The sequence below is a fragment of the Natronococcus jeotgali DSM 18795 genome (assembly GCF_000337695.1).
GTDB classification, from domain to species: Archaea; Halobacteriota; Halobacteria; order Halobacteriales; family Natrialbaceae; genus Natronococcus; species Natronococcus jeotgali.
Genome location: NZ_AOIA01000167.1, coordinates 109,752 through 124,778 on the forward strand (window position 1 = coordinate 109,752; position 15,027 = coordinate 124,778).

Annotated in this window: 17 protein-coding genes and 1 tRNA gene; 12 read left to right on the forward strand and 6 right to left on the reverse strand. The window is 60.4% G+C overall.

Annotated elements, in window-relative coordinates; genetic code table 11:
• Positions 1–252 precede the first annotated feature (252 nt).
• Entirely contained in the window at positions 253–522 is a 270-nt protein-coding gene (locus tag C492_RS21780) for a CDGSH iron-sulfur domain-containing protein (RefSeq protein WP_049893246.1), read from the forward strand.
• A 16-nt stretch (positions 523–538) separates the two neighbouring features.
• Here the strand turns inward: C492_RS21780 and C492_RS21785 are convergent, their stop codons facing one another.
• Both C492_RS21785 and C492_RS21790 read right to left on the reverse strand, forming a co-directional pair.
• Positions 539–853 (reverse strand): DUF7091 family protein, encoded by a 315-nt coding sequence (locus C492_RS21785; RefSeq protein ID WP_008427623.1) that lies wholly within the window; start codon positions 851–853, stop codon positions 539–541.
• 49 nt (positions 854–902) lie between these two features.
• On the reverse strand, positions 903–1,655 hold the full coding sequence (locus C492_RS21790) for an SDR family oxidoreductase (RefSeq protein ID WP_008427625.1): 753 nt from the start codon (positions 1,653–1,655) through the stop codon (positions 903–905).
• A gap of 142 nt (positions 1,656–1,797) precedes the next feature.
• Here C492_RS21790 and C492_RS21795 point away from each other — a divergent pair, with 142 nt between their 5' ends.
• From C492_RS21795 to C492_RS21810, 4 genes are all read left to right on the forward strand, one after another.
• Positions 1,798–3,045, forward strand: coding sequence for a sulfite oxidase (locus C492_RS21795; protein WP_008427627.1), 1,248 nt, complete (start codon positions 1,798–1,800; stop codon positions 3,043–3,045).
• Between the two features lie 102 nt (positions 3,046–3,147).
• Positions 3,148–4,077, forward strand: a complete 930-nt coding sequence (locus C492_RS21800; protein WP_008427628.1) for a nucleic acid-binding protein — start codon at positions 3,148–3,150, stop codon at positions 4,075–4,077.
• On the forward strand, positions 4,078–4,713 hold the full coding sequence (locus tag C492_RS21805) for an RPA family protein (RefSeq protein WP_008427630.1): 636 nt from the start codon (positions 4,078–4,080) through the stop codon (positions 4,711–4,713).
• A gap of 165 nt (positions 4,714–4,878) precedes the next feature.
• Complete coding sequence (locus C492_RS21810; RefSeq protein WP_008427631.1) at positions 4,879–5,286, forward strand: ribbon-helix-helix protein, CopG family; 408 nt, start codon at positions 4,879–4,881, stop codon at positions 5,284–5,286.
• Here C492_RS21810 and C492_RS21815 read toward each other — a convergent pair whose 3' ends face one another.
• Positions 5,287–5,742: a DUF5814 domain-containing protein gene (locus C492_RS21815; RefSeq protein WP_008427633.1), complete on the reverse strand. Its 456-nt coding sequence runs from the start codon at positions 5,740–5,742 to the stop codon at positions 5,287–5,289.
• Positions 5,743–6,097: 355 nt separating this feature from the next.
• On the opposite strand from C492_RS21815, the gene C492_RS21820 reads away from it, so the two are divergent.
• A tRNA-His gene (locus C492_RS21820) sits at positions 6,098–6,169 on the forward strand.
• 445 nt (positions 6,170–6,614) lie between these two features.
• On the opposite strand, the gene C492_RS21825 is transcribed toward C492_RS21820, so the two are convergent.
• From C492_RS21825 to C492_RS21835, 3 genes are all read right to left on the reverse strand, one after another.
• Entirely contained in the window at positions 6,615–6,953 is a 339-nt protein-coding gene (locus C492_RS21825; RefSeq protein WP_008427635.1) for a cupin domain-containing protein, read from the reverse strand.
• 42 nt (positions 6,954–6,995) lie between these two features.
• The gene (locus C492_RS21830; RefSeq protein WP_008427637.1) at positions 6,996–7,844 is read right to left on the reverse strand and encodes an aldo/keto reductase; all 849 of its coding nucleotides are present in this window, start codon (positions 7,842–7,844) and stop codon (positions 6,996–6,998) included.
• 146 nt (positions 7,845–7,990) lie between these two features.
• On the reverse strand, positions 7,991–8,380 hold the full coding sequence (locus tag C492_RS21835; protein WP_008427639.1) for a hypothetical protein: 390 nt from the start codon (positions 8,378–8,380) through the stop codon (positions 7,991–7,993).
• A gap of 422 nt (positions 8,381–8,802) precedes the next feature.
• On the opposite strand from C492_RS21835, the gene C492_RS21840 reads away from it, so the two are divergent.
• The 6 genes from C492_RS21840 to C492_RS21860 all read left to right on the forward strand — a co-directional run bounded on the left by C492_RS21840 (position 8,803) and on the right by C492_RS21860 (position 14,979).
• Positions 8,803–9,831, forward strand: a complete 1,029-nt coding sequence (locus tag C492_RS21840; protein ID WP_049893247.1) for a tyrosine-type recombinase/integrase — start codon at positions 8,803–8,805, stop codon at positions 9,829–9,831.
• A 267-nt stretch (positions 9,832–10,098) separates the two neighbouring features.
• Positions 10,099–10,236, forward strand: coding sequence for a hypothetical protein (locus tag C492_RS24320; RefSeq protein WP_160167013.1), 138 nt, complete (start codon positions 10,099–10,101; stop codon positions 10,234–10,236).
• 123 nt (positions 10,237–10,359) lie between these two features.
• Entirely contained in the window at positions 10,360–12,180 is a 1,821-nt protein-coding gene (locus C492_RS21845; protein WP_049893237.1) for a winged helix-turn-helix domain-containing protein, read from the forward strand.
• A gap of 231 nt (positions 12,181–12,411) precedes the next feature.
• Positions 12,412–12,864: a hypothetical protein gene (locus tag C492_RS24020; RefSeq protein ID WP_152424970.1), complete on the forward strand. Its 453-nt coding sequence runs from the start codon at positions 12,412–12,414 to the stop codon at positions 12,862–12,864.
• Between the two features lie 1,403 nt (positions 12,865–14,267).
• Complete coding sequence (locus tag C492_RS21855) at positions 14,268–14,792, forward strand: hypothetical protein (RefSeq protein ID WP_008427646.1); 525 nt, start codon at positions 14,268–14,270, stop codon at positions 14,790–14,792.
• Positions 14,785–14,979 carry a hypothetical protein gene (locus C492_RS21860; RefSeq protein WP_239643470.1) on the forward strand — a complete coding sequence of 65 codons (195 nt, stop codon included), beginning with the start codon at positions 14,785–14,787 and terminating at the stop codon, positions 14,977–14,979. The genes C492_RS21855 and C492_RS21860 overlap by 8 nt, the downstream gene beginning before the upstream one ends.
• Positions 14,980–15,027 lie beyond the last annotated feature (48 nt).

The following is a 15,027-nucleotide window of genomic DNA, read 5'->3' on the forward strand; positions in this document are numbered from 1 at the left end:
CGGGCCCGAGCCGCAGCGTCAGAGGCGCTTCAGTCGGATCTCGCGATCGGTACCCGCCTCGACGTTGCTCTCGTCGATCGGGTCGGCCTCCTCGTCGGCGTCGCCCCACCCGAGCTGGGATCGGACGAGAGCACGTACTCCGGAATAGCCACCGCAGGAGACTGCAGGGGAATCCTGAACGTCGCTCCGGAAACGGTTACGATCGGCGGAAACGACGGAACGCTTTCGTCGCTCGAGTCCGCATCGAGACCGATGACGCGACTTGTCGAACTCGAAGCGAACGGTCCACGGAAGCTCGAGCCGTCCGACGTCGACGACGAGAAAGGCGACGTCGCGGTCTGTCGGTGCGGGCTCTCGGAGTCGTTTCCGTTCTGTGACGGCAGCCACCGACGAACCGTCGACGAGGAGGAGGGGACGACGTACGTCTACGAGGACGGCGAACGATCGATCGTCGAAGAAGTCGTCACGCGGGAAGACGGGGCCGACGAGACGGTCGACCGCGAGGACTCGAGCGGGAACTGATCGACCGCCCTGTCGACTACTGCCAGGTCTCGATCCGTCCCTCGCGAACGTCCTCGACGCAGCCCTCGCAGTCGGGGTGATCGGCCTCGTAACAGGCCGGGCGATACTCGTCGTCGAGCAGGGCCGCCCGCCGTTCGGCGTACCGCCGACAGACGATCTTGGCGCGGCCCCGCTCGTCGGTGGGCAGCCCGCGGGCGTTTCGCGCCGACCGGTAGGCCTCGCGGGCCTCACCGAGCTGGCCGTCGGTCGATCCGCGAAGCTCCGCGTACTGTTCGCCCGCCTCTCGGAGCTTCGTCCGAAGGAACCGCTCGAGTCGACGCCGATCCGACATCGTGGTTCCGTTCGGAGGGCGGACACATAGTCTCGTCGCCGGGCCGGGGCTACAGCTCCTGGCGAGTCGGCCGGATCAGCAACTCGTTAATGTCGACGCGGGTCGGCTGGCCGACCGCGAAGCGGATCGACCGCGCCACGTCCTCGGGTTCCAGCGGCGTCACGCCCTCGAGCATCTCGTCGATCATCTCCTTCTGTTCCTCGTCGGGGATGTGCTCCGGAAGCTCGGTGTCGACGACGCCGGGTTCGACGGTGGTGACGCGGATATCCGAGTCGGCGACCTCCTCGCGGAGCGCCTCGGAAAAGGCCGTAACGCCGAACTTCGAGGCGTTGTAACCGCTCGAGCCCGCGTAGGCCTTCCGGCCGGCGACCGACGAGAGGTTGACGATGTCGCCGGCCCCCTGCTCCCGCATGACCGCGAGGGCCGCCTGGGAGGCGACCATCACGGCCTGGACGTTCAGGTCGAGCATCTGCTGCCAATCGTCGGGATCCGCCGTCGCCACCGGCTCGAGCAGCATGACGCCCGCGTTGTTGACGAGCACGTCGAGTCCGCCCAGCTCCGCGACGGTGGTATCGATCATCTCCCGTACCTGGGGCTCCTCGGTGACGTCGGTCGGAACGACGAGGGCCTCCCCGCCGGCGGTCTCGATCTCGTCGGCCAGCGACTCGAGGCGGTCCTCGCGACGGGCGGCCAACGCGACCGACGCGCCCGCGTCGGCGAGTTCGCGGGCCGTCGCCGCGCCGATTCCGGACGACGCGCCGGTTACGAGTGCGACCCTGTCGTCGAGTGAAGTAGTCGTCATCGAGTCCGACGAGGGGCCTCCGACTGAAGGGTTGCGGGGAGCCAGCAATCCGCCCGCGGTTCGATGGACGGATGTGTCTCGACGGATCGCGCCGCAGCCGATCGGGGGAAATCGTTTTTTCGATCCGTGTTCCATGGGGTCTATGGGCACGGAGCAACCTCGAGCGAACCGACACGACGAGATCGAGGCGATCCTCGAGCGAAAGGGCGGCGTCGAGGAGGCACGCGACGACGCCGACAAGTACACCGTCGTCGGGGCAGCCGACAGGGATACGTACGCGAACTGGCTGACGCCGATCGAGGAGCACTTCGTCTGTCACCGCAACGACATTCCGACGGTCGACGAGAACGGCGAGTGGGCGATCTCGCTAACCGGGTATCTCGAGAATACGTACTCGGTCGCGCAGCTCAGAGCGGAGTTCCCGACGGTCGCGGTCGCGCACACGATGGAGTGTGCGGGCAACGGCCGCGGTCAGCACCGTCCCGAAACCGGCAGCGTCCAGTGGGGATACGAGGCCGCCGGAACGGCCGTCTGGACCGGGACGCCGGTGAGTTCCGTGCTGCGCGGGGAACTCGAGGACGTCCCCGACGACGCGTGGCTCACGGCCGTCGGCGGCGATCCCGCGGACGGCGAGGACGTCTTTGCGCGCTCGATCCCGCTCTCGAAGGCGATCGACGACTGCGTCCTGGCCTACGAGATGAACGGGGAGGTGCTCCCCCGCGAACACGGCTTCCCGGTTCGGCTGATCGTCCCCGGCTGGTACGGCGTCAACAGCGTCAAGTGGCTCGAGGAGCTCCGCGTGATGGACGGGATGGTTACCGAAGACTCGCTGGATCGGCCGGGCGTCCACGCCTACTGGCAGCAGGAGGCCTACCGGATTCACCCGGAAGGCGTCGAGCCGGCGGTCAACGAAACCGTCGAGAGCGTCGACACGTGGGACCAGCTCGAGGGCGGCGAGCCCGACCACCCCTACACGTTCGACCAGACGGTGATGTCGGTCATCGGTGAGCCCGACGGCGAGTCGCCCGTCACCGTCCCCGAAGACGGCACCGTCGAAATCACGGGCGTCGCGTGGGCCGGCGACGACGACGTCGCGAGCGTCGAGGTGTCGACCGACGGCGGCGACAGCTGGTCGGAGGCGGAGCTGTTCGGCCCCGACTACGCGGGCGCGTGGCGGCTGTTCCGGTACGACTGGACAGCGACGCCCGGCGAGTACGTGCTGGCCTCCCGCGCGACCGACCAGCGGGGACGGCGCCAGCCGATGCGCATCTCCAACCCGGACGCGTGGCGCGACGCCCTCGAGGACGACGAGTTCCCCTGGAACGAGGGCGGGTACGCCGCAAACGCCGTGTTGCCGAACGCTCTCGAGCTCGAGGTCCGCCGGCCGTAATCGCCAGACGGGAACACTTTCGCTCCGGTGCCGGCAGTTTAAATACGATCGGGAGCGAACGTCGGTATGCCTCCCAGTGAAACGAAGAGGAGGCGTGACACAATGAGCGACGTACGACAGCACGCGGACGACATACACGACCAGTTTTCGGACCACATCGACGTCTCGGTCGACGACGTCGAGGATCGGCTGACGACGCTCGTCGACGAGTACAAGGTGCCGATCGACGAGGCGCGCCGGAGCGTCACCAACCACTACCTCGAGGAGGCCGGCTTAGAGCGCGAGGACCTCGCGGGCGGCTCGAGCGAGGCGGCCGAGATCGAGGACGTCGACGAACCGGAGCAGTGGATCGACCTCACGGCCAAGGTCATCGAGCTGTGGGAGCCCCGCAGCGACTCGGTCGCGCAGGTCGGGCTGCTCGGCGATCCCACTGGAACGATCAAGTTCACCAAGTGGGCCAAATCCGACCTGCCGACGCTCGACGAGGGCGGCGTCTACCAGCTTCGCAACGTCGTCACCGACGAGTACGAGGGCCGGTACTCGGTCAAGCTCAACTCGACGACCGTCATCGAGGAGCTCGACGAGGAGCTCGAGGTCGGCGACGACACCAGCGAGATCGAAGGCGCGCTCGTCGACATGCAAAGCGGCAGCGGGCTCATCAAGCGCTGCCCGAAGGAGGACTGCACCCGCGTCCTCCAGAACGGCCGCTGTAACGAACACGGCGAGGTCGAAGGCGAGTTCGACCTGCGCATCAAGGCTGTCGTCGACGACGGGATCGACGCCCACGAGGTCATCTTCGACAAGGACGCCACCGAGAACCTGACCGGAATCAGCCTCGAGGAGGCCAAGGACATGGCGATGGACGCGCTGGATACGACCGTCGTCGCCGACGAGATCCGCGAGATGGTCGTCGGTACCTACTACCGTATCGAGGGCCCGACGTTCGGTCGCTACGTCCTGGCCGACGACGTCGAGGAACTCGACGGGCCAGCCGACGCCGAACAGCTGCTGATCAAAGCGAGGTCGATGTAAATGTCTCAGGCAGAACTCACCCGCGAAGTCGCGCGTCGCGTCTTCGCCTCCGAATTCAACGACTCGACGTACACGTTCAAGGAAAGCGACGACGAGCGCGCGCCCAACTACGCCCTGCTGCCGACGGGCGATCGGGCCAACCGCGTGTTCGCCGTCGGCACGCTGACCGAGACCGAGGACGTCGGCGAGGACAGCGAGTACTGGCGCGGCCGCGTCGTCGATCCGACGGGGACCTTTTTCGTCTACGCCGGCCAGTACCAGCCCGAGGCCGCCTCCGTCCTCCGGGACACGGAGCCGCCGGCGTACGTCTCGGTCGTCGGCAAACCGAGGACGTTCGAGACCGAGGACGGGACGGTCAACGTCTCGGTTCGCCCCGAGACGATCTCGATCGTCGACGAGGCGACCCGGGACCGCTGGGTCGTCGAGACCGCCGAGCGAACTCTCGATCGAATCGAGGAGTTCGAGACCTGGCAGGACGAACAGGAGGCGCCGGAGAGCGGCTCGACGGCGCCGACCAACGAGTACGCCCAGATGGCCCGCGAGCGGTACGACTCGCCGGTCGAGAACTACCGCCGCGACGTGATCCAGGCCCTCGAGAGCCTCGAGAACGTCGAGGACGCGGAAGCGACGGCCTGATCGACCGGAGCAGTCTTTTTCCAGTCGACCGACACGCCTCGAGCGACGCCACTCGGGACGCCAACGCCGTCTCGTCAGTCGACGCTTCCGGACGAGGGAGCGACGACGCCGACTGATCCGTCGTCTGACGAATCGTTAAGTATCGCGGCCGACGACTACACTGCGATGGGCAACAAGAACAAGACGATCTCGTTTCGCGTGAGCGAGGACGCCTTCGAGGCGCTCCAGGAGATCGCCGAGGAACGGGACATCTCGTTGTCCGCGGTCTTTCGGGACTACGTCGAGCAACTCGTCGACCACGACGGGCGGGTCGCGGTCGTGCCCGAAGCCGACCTCGAGGACGGCGACCCTGGCGGCGGGGACGAAAACCTCGCCTTTCCGCCGACCGTCGAGGTGCCCAAGAGCTTCATCCGCGAACACGAACGGCTCGAGCTCGAGGCCGACCACCTCCGCGAACAGTTAGACGAGTACAAGTCCTACGTCACCGAGCTCCAGGACCGCCTCGAGGACGAGGACGAGGTCCTCCTGCTGGACGACCTGGACGACGCCGACGATCCCTCGCAGCTGCGCTGACTACCTCGCGAGATCCTGCTTCGCCCGCCGAATCTCCTCGCGCGTTTCGTCGGTTCCCTCGACCTCGGCGAGTCCCTCGGCGGCCTCGAGCGTGCGGACGCCGCTGTCGAGAAAGGAGAGGACGTCCCCGGAGTAGGCGTAGACCATGTAGTCGTCGGTCATCACGTCGACGATGGCGTCGGGGCCCAGCCCCTGCGCGCGCAACTCGAGCAGGTACCTGACGAACTTCCGCTCGGGACAGCCGCAGTAGGGGTTGTTGTCGCAGCTGCAGTCGAGGAAGTCACTCGAGAAGTCGAGCACCCGCTCCTGGGTCGCCTCGTCGAGTTTCTCGAGGCCCTCGCCCTGGAAGAGGAGGTCCAGGGTCGCCCCCTTGAACGCCCCCTTCGGGATCGACGTCTCGAGCTGGGAGGCGAGCTGGCGGTGGTTCTTGACGTAGATCTTGTCGGTGATGGCCACGCGTTGGCGGGCGTACGGGCGGGCGGCCGAAAAGCGTCTCGGTTGTGCGGTTCGGAGCGAGCGCGGTTCGGAACGAGCGCGGTTCTCACTCACTTCGTTCATTCCGAACGGCGGAATGCGAGCGGGGAACGAATGTGACCCGCGAGCGAACGAAGTGAGCGAGAACCGCGGCTGCGAACGGGAAGCAGAGAACGGAGTAGCCCGCGTGCATGTGCAGTGAGAACCGCGAAAGACGAGCCTCGAGCCATACTCGGAGACTCGACGGCCGAAAATGCACGACATGGAGTCGCACGCACCCGTCCTCGAGTCGTAACGTATTTCAGGCCAACCGCGTGTAGGAATAGGTGTAAGCGCGTCCGGGTTGGGGTAGTGGTTATCCTTCAGCCTTGTGGAGGCTGAGACGCGGGTTCGATTCTCGCACCCGGACTTTTTCGCGACGAACGGACGTGAGGAGCGAAAAGTTCCGGGAGAGAATCGAATCAGGGAGTGGAGCGAACGCAGTGAGCGAAACGACCGTGGTTCGATTCTCGCACCCGAACTTCTGGTAACGAACTGAACGAGAGCCGGACGAGTCCTCGGAGAGTCGATCCAGGCTGACGTCCGCCTTCGAGAACAGCGGAAACCCACTGTTGGCCGCATACTTCCGGGACGAATATCGTTCGCTCCCACCCTCGATCCGAACACACGGGATCACCACGCCCTCCCCAGCCGACTCGTTCGTTCGCGGGTCTTCGACCGCTCACTCACTCCTCCCTCGCGCGGTTTCGAACTGCAGTTCGCCGTCGGCTCACTGCAGTTCGGCACGCGCCACCGCGACCGTTCCGGCAAGCAAAACGGAACCTCGTTCCCGAAACGGCGGCCGTTTCACGACGTTACAGCGGCGCACCGGCTAACACGAGCGTCGCCCGCTCGTCCCCGCGGTTGTGGATTTGGCGGGACTCCTCGGGGTCGAGCCGGATCGCGTCGCCGCCCTCGAGCGACACCGTCTGCTCGCCGACGCTCACCTCGACGCTGCCCTCGCCGACGTAGTAGACCTCCTCCTGATCGGTGTCGGTCTCGTCGTGTTCTTTCCCCTCGACGCCGGGCTCGAGCTCGAGTACCGAGAGTCCGAGGTCGTCGGTTCCGAGTGCGTCCTTCAGAAACCACATCCCGCCGTCATCCTCGGAAATGATCGACTCGACGTCGCTTCGAGAGGCGGTATCGTAGCCCATGGCCGAGCCATCTCGAGAAGCGACCAAGAGCGTGGCCCCGGCTCAGTTCTCGAGGTCGGTGATCCGGGCGACCTCGTCGTCGGACAGCGAGAGTTGCGAGGCGGCGAGGTTCGACTCGAGGTGGTCGGGATCCGAAGTCCCCGGAATCGGGAGGATGACGTCGGATCGCTCGAGCAGCCACGCCAGTGCCACCTGTCGCCGGGTCGCGTCGTGGTCCTCGGCGACCTCGTCGAGGGTCTCACCGTGGCTCTCGAGGTCGTCGCCGTCGATCGGCGCCCACGGGATGAACCCGATCCCGTACTCCTCGCAGGCCTCGAGGACGTCGGCCTCCGAGCGGTCGCCGACGTTGTACCGGTTCTGGACCGTCGCGACGTCGACGTGCTCGCGGGCCGTCTCGAGCTGGTCGACGGAAACGTTGCTCAGCCCGACCTGCTCGACGAGTCCTTCGTCTTTCAGTTCGGCGAACGCCTGAACGGAGTCCTCGAAGGGCGTGTCGGGATCGGGACGGTGGTACTGGTAGAGGTCGATGGTGTCGGTTCGGAGCCGATCGAGCGAGCACAGCACCTGGTTGCGGATGTAGTCGGGATCGCCGTGGTGGAGCCACTCGCCCTCCCGGTTGCGCAGCAGGCCCGCCTTCGAGGCGACCAGCACGTCGTCGGGATCGTCGAGCGTCTCGCCGATGAGTCGCTCGCTCACGCCGGGGCCGTAGGAGTCGGCGGTGTCGATGAAGTCGACCCCCCTATCGACGGCGGTCCGAACCAGTTCGCGGGCGGCGTCCTCGTCCTCCGGCGGGCCGATGATCTCCTCGCCGCAGAGTCGCATCGCCCCGAACCCGAGTCGGTGGACGGTCGTCGAACCGATCTCGAAGGTATCGCTTTCGTTCTGCGTCACAGACGTAGTACCCGAACCGGTCGGTTAACTGTTGAGCGTTGGTCTGCCGGCCGACTCGGCCAGTCGGGGCTCGGGGAACTCGCGCCGAGACCGACGCCGTCGATCACAGCTGAGCGTCGAACCGCGCGCCCTCGCGAGTTCGCACGTCAGAACTCCTCGGCGGTGTCGATGCCGACGACGACGCCACGCTCGTCGGCGGCGAAGCGCTCGTCGGCGTCGACGGCATCGGAAAACAGAAGCCGCGCCTGTTCGGTGTGGGCGGACGCGACCGCAGCGTCGACTTCGTCGTCGAAATCGAACGCCGCGAGCAGGTCGTCCCAGACGGGTTCGGGCACGCGGTACGCTCGCGTTCCGTCGACGGTAACGTAATCGTACTCCCGCTCGAGTTCGGCGTGGCGGCCGATCAGCGTCGAGTGCAAGACGACGAGTGCGTCGGCGATCGCGTCCACGGTAGCGTCCGAGCGGTCCGCGGTTCGTTCGAGCGTCTCGTCGCTGATGGCCGATTCGCCGGTTTCGGACGACTGATCGTCGGACATACGCGGACGAGGGGACGCGACGGCTACCAGTGTTAGGCTTGCAGCCGTACGAGATCTCGAGCGGCGTCGGATTCGGCCGTCCCGACCTCGAGGAGTCGAACCGCCGTCGCCGCGAATGACGTACTCACTGCGCTCGCGGGAACGGGGACAGCTCGATCTTTAGTCGAGTGCGACAGCTCTTCGAATGGAAATCGTGTAAAAGCTGGATACCGCCTCCCGGATTTGAACTACGGTCGGAGCAAGCTCCTCCCTGATTCAAAGCTGGTCGGATGGATTTCTCTCGCTCATGGATTGTTCGCGAGAGAAATGCCGCCTCCCGGATTTGAACCTTCGGCGAGCTTTGCTCGCCGTGGACCCATTCGCTCCGCTCACGGGACCGGGGACAGCTCGATCCGACGCTCATGGGCGCTTCGGTGAACCCCATGACAAAGAACGATCTCGAACCCATCTCGCCTGCTGAGGCGAAGAATATGTACCTCGATGCGAGGAAGCAAGAGGTATCGCAAAGCACGCTCGACGGCTATCACTATCGGCTCAAGCATTTCATCCGATGGTGCGAAGAGGTCGAGCGAATCGACAATATGAACGATCTCTCCGGTCGGGATCTGCAGCGATACAAGACCTGGCGGAGAGACGATGGTGATCTGAAGCCGATCTCACTCGAGGGACAATTGGACGCCCTTCGGATCTTCATCCGTTGGTGCGGATCGATCGATGCAGTCGAGCCAGATCTTCACGAGAAATTCGAGGCGCTCATGCCGAAGCTCGAGAAGACCGATGAGCAGAGCGAAACTATCCTCGAAGTCGATCAGGCGGAAGCTCTGCTCGAGTATCAGCGGAAATTCGAGCACGCCTCTCGCCCTCATATCATCATAGAGATCCTATGGCATACCGGGATTCGACTTGGTGCCCTGCACTCTCTGGACCTCGATGACTACGATGAAGAGCATGAACGGCTGGCTCTCCGCCATCGACCGGAATCTGAGACTCCTCTCAAGAACGGGAAAGAGGGGGAGCGGATGATCGCTCTTAGTCCGGAGGTTTGCCGAGTGATCGAGGACTGGCGGGATCATCATCGCCATGACGTTGAGGATGATTATGGCCGGGAGCCTCTTCTCACGAGCCGAAATGGACGGATGAATCGCTCGAGCATTCGGGATGCAGTCTATCTGGTCACTCGTCCATGCTACTACTCCAACGAATGCCCGAAGGACCGAGATCCCGATGACTGCGAAGCTGCTGAATATGGAGGATACTGCAAATGCCCGATCAACGTCTCTCCTCACGATATCCGGCGAGGCTCGATCACTAACTTCCTGACCGAAGATGTCCCTGAGAAGGTCGTCTCCGATCGAATGAACGTAGGACAGGACGTCCTCGATAAGCATTATGACAAACGGGGCGAGGAGGTGAAGGTCGAGCAGAGACGAGGCTACCTCGAGAACATCTAAGCCCCGATCTCCCCCGATTCTCGAATCCTGTCCTTTCCATCTCGCCAGAATCGAATCTGAGGAGCGAGAAGGCGGTCCTGAGTGATTCCTGTCTGTGAGGCAATGGGAAATATTGACTCGAGGGTATCGCCGATCAGAGAAGCGAATAGCGCGCTTAGATTAGCGAATGGGCCAGATGGAGAACTCGGAATTCATAGCTTTGAAGATTCTACATTACGGATTTTCCGTCTCATAATCATTATGGCCATGGATATATAAAATTCTGACATGGCTGAAACAGCAAAACCACAGATCTACGCAACGGACGAAACTCATAAAGAAGCTCGAGTGGTGAAGGCAAAGCTCGGCCTGACGTGGGATGAATTCGTCCAGAAGGCCGCTGAAGAGCTAGACCCTGACAAGTAGGTAGGAACAATGCAAATGATAGCGAATGGGGGCGAGGCCCTAACTCGAAACCCCCGAGCGATTGAGGATGAAGCCGAAGGATGGAGGCCCTCGACATGATGTCCAAGAGGGAGGCTCTCAGACATGACTAAATCAGAGATCCAGCAAGATAAGAATTCTGGCGAAGATAGGAGTGAAAACCCAGTAGAGCAGCGATTTCGCCTTTCCGACCATGACGATATTCAGCAGCGAACTAAGCATCTCCTCAGCCGAGCCGTGCAGGCCAACCAGTCGATGCTTATCGATGCACCGCCGGCCAGTGGGAAGACGACGAAAACCTTCGAAGTGATCGATGAAGCAGACGACACCTTCACCTATCTGACTAAGCGCGAGGACCTGTACGAGCAGGCAGAGAACCTCGGTGAGGAATCCGACCTCTCCTTGACCATCATCCCGAGTCCTCACCGGAGCTGCCCATCCTTCGACTCGACATCACCGCATTATCATCCCGAGGCTCCAGAATTGCATGGCCTCGGTGTCCGAGCAGGACAGCTTCACGACCTCTTAGACCTGACCTGCACCCCTGATTGCCCCTATCAGAAGTTCTGGGAGGATTTCGAGGCAGCAGAACATGACGTCCTCGTGGGGCACTACAAGCATGCATATATCTCGTCGGTGATTGAGGATCGCGTCGTCATCATCGATGAGTTCCCCGGTGATGCCTTCGAGCAGCCGTTCAAGGATGCTCCGAAGATGCTCAGTCGCTTCCTGAAAGTCACTGATGATATTCCCTTCGACGATTGGGACGATCTCATCATAGCCGATGAAGACGAGAAGGAGCAGGCCTACGAGTGGTTCGCAGCGAATGGTATCGAGGAGGATGCCGAGATCATCATCGAAGCCGATAAGACGACTAGATATCATGCTATCGCACCGTTCCTCACCTGGACCGTACTTGAATCGCTCAAAGGCGACAACGGATTCGGATTCCCGTGGTTCAATTTAGAAGCCTCAGAGACCATTTCGACTTCCTTCGGTGAACTAGAGAACAATCGACGGGTGGCTATCGACCACGAGGAGCGGAGGATCCACGTCCTGACCCAACCGAATCTTGATGATGCGAAGAGGGTCATCGGTCTCGACGGAACACCTCTCCCGGAGCAATGGGGGCTGGTCACCGGCGAAGACTTCGATCATGAGACGTTGATCGAACAGGATACAGCGATGAATAGCTATATCCGCGATATCCTCGGCGTCTCAGTGAAGCAGGCAAACGATCATCTGAAAGCCTATCATGGTGGACATATCACCGCAAATCGCGACGAGGCCATCCTGTATGGCGTCGAGGTCAAAGAGGGACAGAAGCCGGCGCTAATCGCTCCGAAAAAGGCCATTGACGCCTACCGAGATGTAGGGATTCTCGACCGCACGAATCACTGGATGAACTACGCGAATGTCCTCAGCTCGAATGATTTCAAGGACGAACCAGTCGGCGTGATTCATGGCGCTCCACATCCAGGTGATGCAACGTTGAAGAAATGGGCAGCCTACTTCGGTCATCATATTGAGGGCCGTGGTGAGGGGATGGAGAAGACCTACGGAGACTTCGGGGATCGGCTCTACCACCACTTCGTTCATAATCAGGTCCTGCAGGCGATTCTTCGATTCGGCCGTGGAGAGTCGGAGGCGACGGTTTACGTGAATACTGCTGCGATTCCAGATTGGCTCGATATTGATGGTAAGGTGAATCCCAAACTGTTCAATAGATCGAATAAGCGGGCGATTGCAGATTATCTCCGGGAGGTCGGTGATCAAGGAGCGAGTAAGAGTGATCTCGCCGATGAAGTTGACGTTACTGAGAAAACGATTAAAAACAGACTCAACGAATTCGATGAGGAGGGACTAATCGAAGAAGTACAGGAATCTGATTGGCCGTATCGGAAGATCTATAGATGGTCTCCATGACAAGATGTCTCATCGGTGGAAAAACCTCCATTAGTGTTATTATGGGGATCTTTCCACCGATGAGACAGAGTATCATGGGCAGATATACTCTATCGAACCCCTTACTCGATCGACCCCCTCCATCATTGAGTGCGCTTGACCGAGCTATCGACTGACGATCAACAAATGACCGAGGACAACGAAGATGCCAGACAGTAACAAGTATACCGAATCGAACGAAGGCGATCGTAAATGAGTACCACCAGTCCAAAGCAGGATCTCGATCGGATCCGCCAAGTCCGCGATAGAAAGGGTGACTCGAGCGAGGAGATCCAAGTCGAAGTACTCACATGCCCCATTGAGGACTGCTCTCGGACTATCATCGATGACCCCCGTGATCTGCGGAGTCATGTACGAGAGGCAGGAGGCGACCACAAAGGGCTCAGCCTTAATGAGAACCTTGAGATCATCGAGTATGTCGAGCCAGAGGATGATGAACCCGATGAGAGCGGCGAGAATGCGGTTCAAAGCGATTCCAAAGAAGAGTCCGATGATGGCCCCACAGAAGAGGAAGAATCGCCTGAGAAAGCGGAGATCGATTCTGAAGCGATCGGTGAGAGTGAATATCATGCGCTATGGGCTGGTAATCCGGACGATGATAACGGACTCTGGGGACCCGGAATCCCAAAAGAGGAGGTGAGGTAGATGGGCTCTTGGACCTGTGGCCTCTGTGAATGCGAGGAACGATGGCCTTCGAAGCAAGCCGCTCTCGGTCATATAGAGGACCACCATCTCGAGTCACTACTCCGTGCATCTCTCGAAAGAAGCGACGAGAATCCCACTGAAGCCCTATCGGTATCAGAGAACGCCTCTAATAGCGATTGACTCCCCTACTCTGCAGAAGGATTATCTTGCTGACTATTCAATCTCAATCCGTCGGAGGGAGAACCTCCGATGTCATGGGGTTCGCGCGCCGAGCTCGTTAACGAGCTTCTCGACGGAACCACTCAAGGGTGGGAGGAATAGTCCCCCTCTCACTACTTTAGGACTCAAATGAAGTCTGTTCTTGAATCTTCGATTCGAGCCATGCAAAGATAGCGATGACGGCCAATATGGAGAATACGAGCTGTGGGACGATTTGAGGAGCGACGATCGGAATCATGGCTCCACAACCGATCGTGACTATCGTATAGATGCTCGAGCGTCTCATTGGTCTATCTCTGATTCTTTCTTCAATTTGTTCGCGCCTTGCTCGAGGAAGTCGGACCAGGTGATACCGTGGTTCTCCTTGACCTCTCGAGCCGCTTGGATCGATTCTTCTCTCGCAGCAATATCTTTGTAATTTGACGGGTACGCCATATCCATATGATCGAGCTATTCCCAATTAAGACTCCTGCGCCAGTGAAATCGTCTCGAGCGGATCTCAGAACCGATTGGTAGCTGAGATTCCATATCTGCTCATCTCCGCCTATTCGAGCCGGATTCACTGACAGAGCAAGGGGATTCAGTCTATTCACCGACAAATCGATTAGAGCCCGCTTCTCGCTCTTTCTGAGAGCAAGACGGTTTATCCTCTCTCATCTCAGATCTCTTACCATGCCTCACGTTAAGAGCCGGTGTCTGGAATGCCGGAAGGGCTTCACCAATGTCGGTGAGATGCAACTTCACCACATCCTCAATCATCGAGGCGACGATGAGTAGTGGGGGTGATATATGGCGATGCCCGACGTGTGGAACGGCTTTTTTCGAAGAGGGAGCGATGAAGGGTCATTCGTTCCAAGTCCACGGAGAGTTCGTTAGGGAAGGCGAGACAGAACCAGACCAGATCTCCATGAGCGAGGAGCCAGATCCCTCAGGTGAGTCCAAGTTCCCATATGCAGGTCCCGAATTCTCCGTTCCCACCGAGTGAGGTTCAATTCGATTTCTACCGGCCTTTCCGCTATTCTGAGAGGCGATCGCTGGCGAGTCGAGGGATTCATCCTCTTCTTGTCAAATCGGATTAGGATAGCGCTGATCTATTTCTAAATATGCTCGAATTCGGTTGGGAGAGGGTCTGAGAACCAAGAAGACGCAGAACGATTATTCATTCCTATTCCCAATAACGGAGTATGACGAAAGATCTCGTCGACAAGGCGCGCGAAATCGGCGGAGAAGAACTGGCAAAGCGAGTGGAGATCCTCGAAAACACCATCAACGAGATGTCGAGTGAGGAAGCTCTCAATGAGGAGATTCAGAGTAGTTCAATCCCGCTGCCTGACTCCGCCCTCGAGGTCATGAGTCCTGAGGAGAAGCAGGAGTATCTCCTCTCCATCGAGACTGAGGGAGACGAGAAGGCCAACGTCGTCACTGAATCCATCAGCATCCCAACTCCCGGCTCTGGCGGTCAGGGAGAAGGGGGGAGTATCGAAGTTGAGTACCAGTCCGGCCCAACTCGAGTAGATGAGATGGGAATATTCCGTCGGGAGATGGGCAAGCTTCGAGAGCAGAGAAATGAGGAGATCGAGCGAGCGAATCAGCAGAGTCGAGATCCAGATCCGATCTTCACTGGCTATACGAACTCTGATGAGATCGAGGGAGACTCTGACCTCGATATCCCTGAGCCCGGTAGTGGAGGAGATGATGACGATGAGTGATGAGCTGGTTCGGGAAGCTCGAAGGTTCGTGAAACACGAGACGAACTCCCGGTATGAACCGGTAGTTTTCACCAGTGAGATCGCCGAGCATCTCGGAGTCTCTGAGAAGGAGGCTATCGAAGCTCTCGAGGAATCTCCAACGGTGAAGGAAAAGGGAGACGGAGACGGTAATCGGGTGTTCTGGTAAGATGGCTAACCGTCGATTCGACTATAACAGAGCAAAGCGGTACGGTAC

Coding starts and splice junctions, on each gene's coding strand:
- C492_RS21795 (WP_008427627.1), top strand. CDS start 1,798: ATGGGCACGGAGCAACCTCGAGCGAACCGACACGACGAGATCGAGGCG.
- C492_RS24020 (WP_152424970.1), top strand. CDS start 12,412: ATGAGTACCACCAGTCCAAAGCAGGATCTCGATCGGATCCGCCAAGTC.
- C492_RS21805 (WP_008427630.1), top strand. CDS start 4,078: ATGTCTCAGGCAGAACTCACCCGCGAAGTCGCGCGTCGCGTCTTCGCC.
- C492_RS24320 (WP_160167013.1), top strand. CDS start 10,099: ATGGCTGAAACAGCAAAACCACAGATCTACGCAACGGACGAAACTCAT.
- C492_RS21825 (WP_008427635.1), bottom strand. CDS start 6,953: ATGGGCTACGATACCGCCTCTCGAAGCGACGTCGAGTCGATCATTTCC.
- C492_RS21855 (WP_008427646.1), top strand. CDS start 14,268: ATGACGAAAGATCTCGTCGACAAGGCGCGCGAAATCGGCGGAGAAGAA.
- C492_RS21810 (WP_008427631.1), top strand. CDS start 4,879: ATGGGCAACAAGAACAAGACGATCTCGTTTCGCGTGAGCGAGGACGCC.
- C492_RS21845 (WP_049893237.1), top strand. CDS start 10,360: ATGACTAAATCAGAGATCCAGCAAGATAAGAATTCTGGCGAAGATAGG.
- C492_RS21835 (WP_008427639.1), bottom strand. CDS start 8,380: ATGTCCGACGATCAGTCGTCCGAAACCGGCGAATCGGCCATCAGCGAC.
- C492_RS21840 (WP_049893247.1), top strand. CDS start 8,803: ATGACAAAGAACGATCTCGAACCCATCTCGCCTGCTGAGGCGAAGAAT.
- C492_RS21785 (WP_008427623.1), bottom strand. CDS start 853: ATGTCGGATCGGCGTCGACTCGAGCGGTTCCTTCGGACGAAGCTCCGA.
- C492_RS21790 (WP_008427625.1), bottom strand. CDS start 1,655: ATGACGACTACTTCACTCGACGACAGGGTCGCACTCGTAACCGGCGCG.
- C492_RS21860 (WP_239643470.1), top strand. CDS start 14,785: ATGAGTGATGAGCTGGTTCGGGAAGCTCGAAGGTTCGTGAAACACGAG.
- C492_RS21780 (WP_049893246.1), top strand. CDS start 253: ATGACGCGACTTGTCGAACTCGAAGCGAACGGTCCACGGAAGCTCGAG.
- C492_RS21800 (WP_008427628.1), top strand. CDS start 3,148: ATGAGCGACGTACGACAGCACGCGGACGACATACACGACCAGTTTTCG.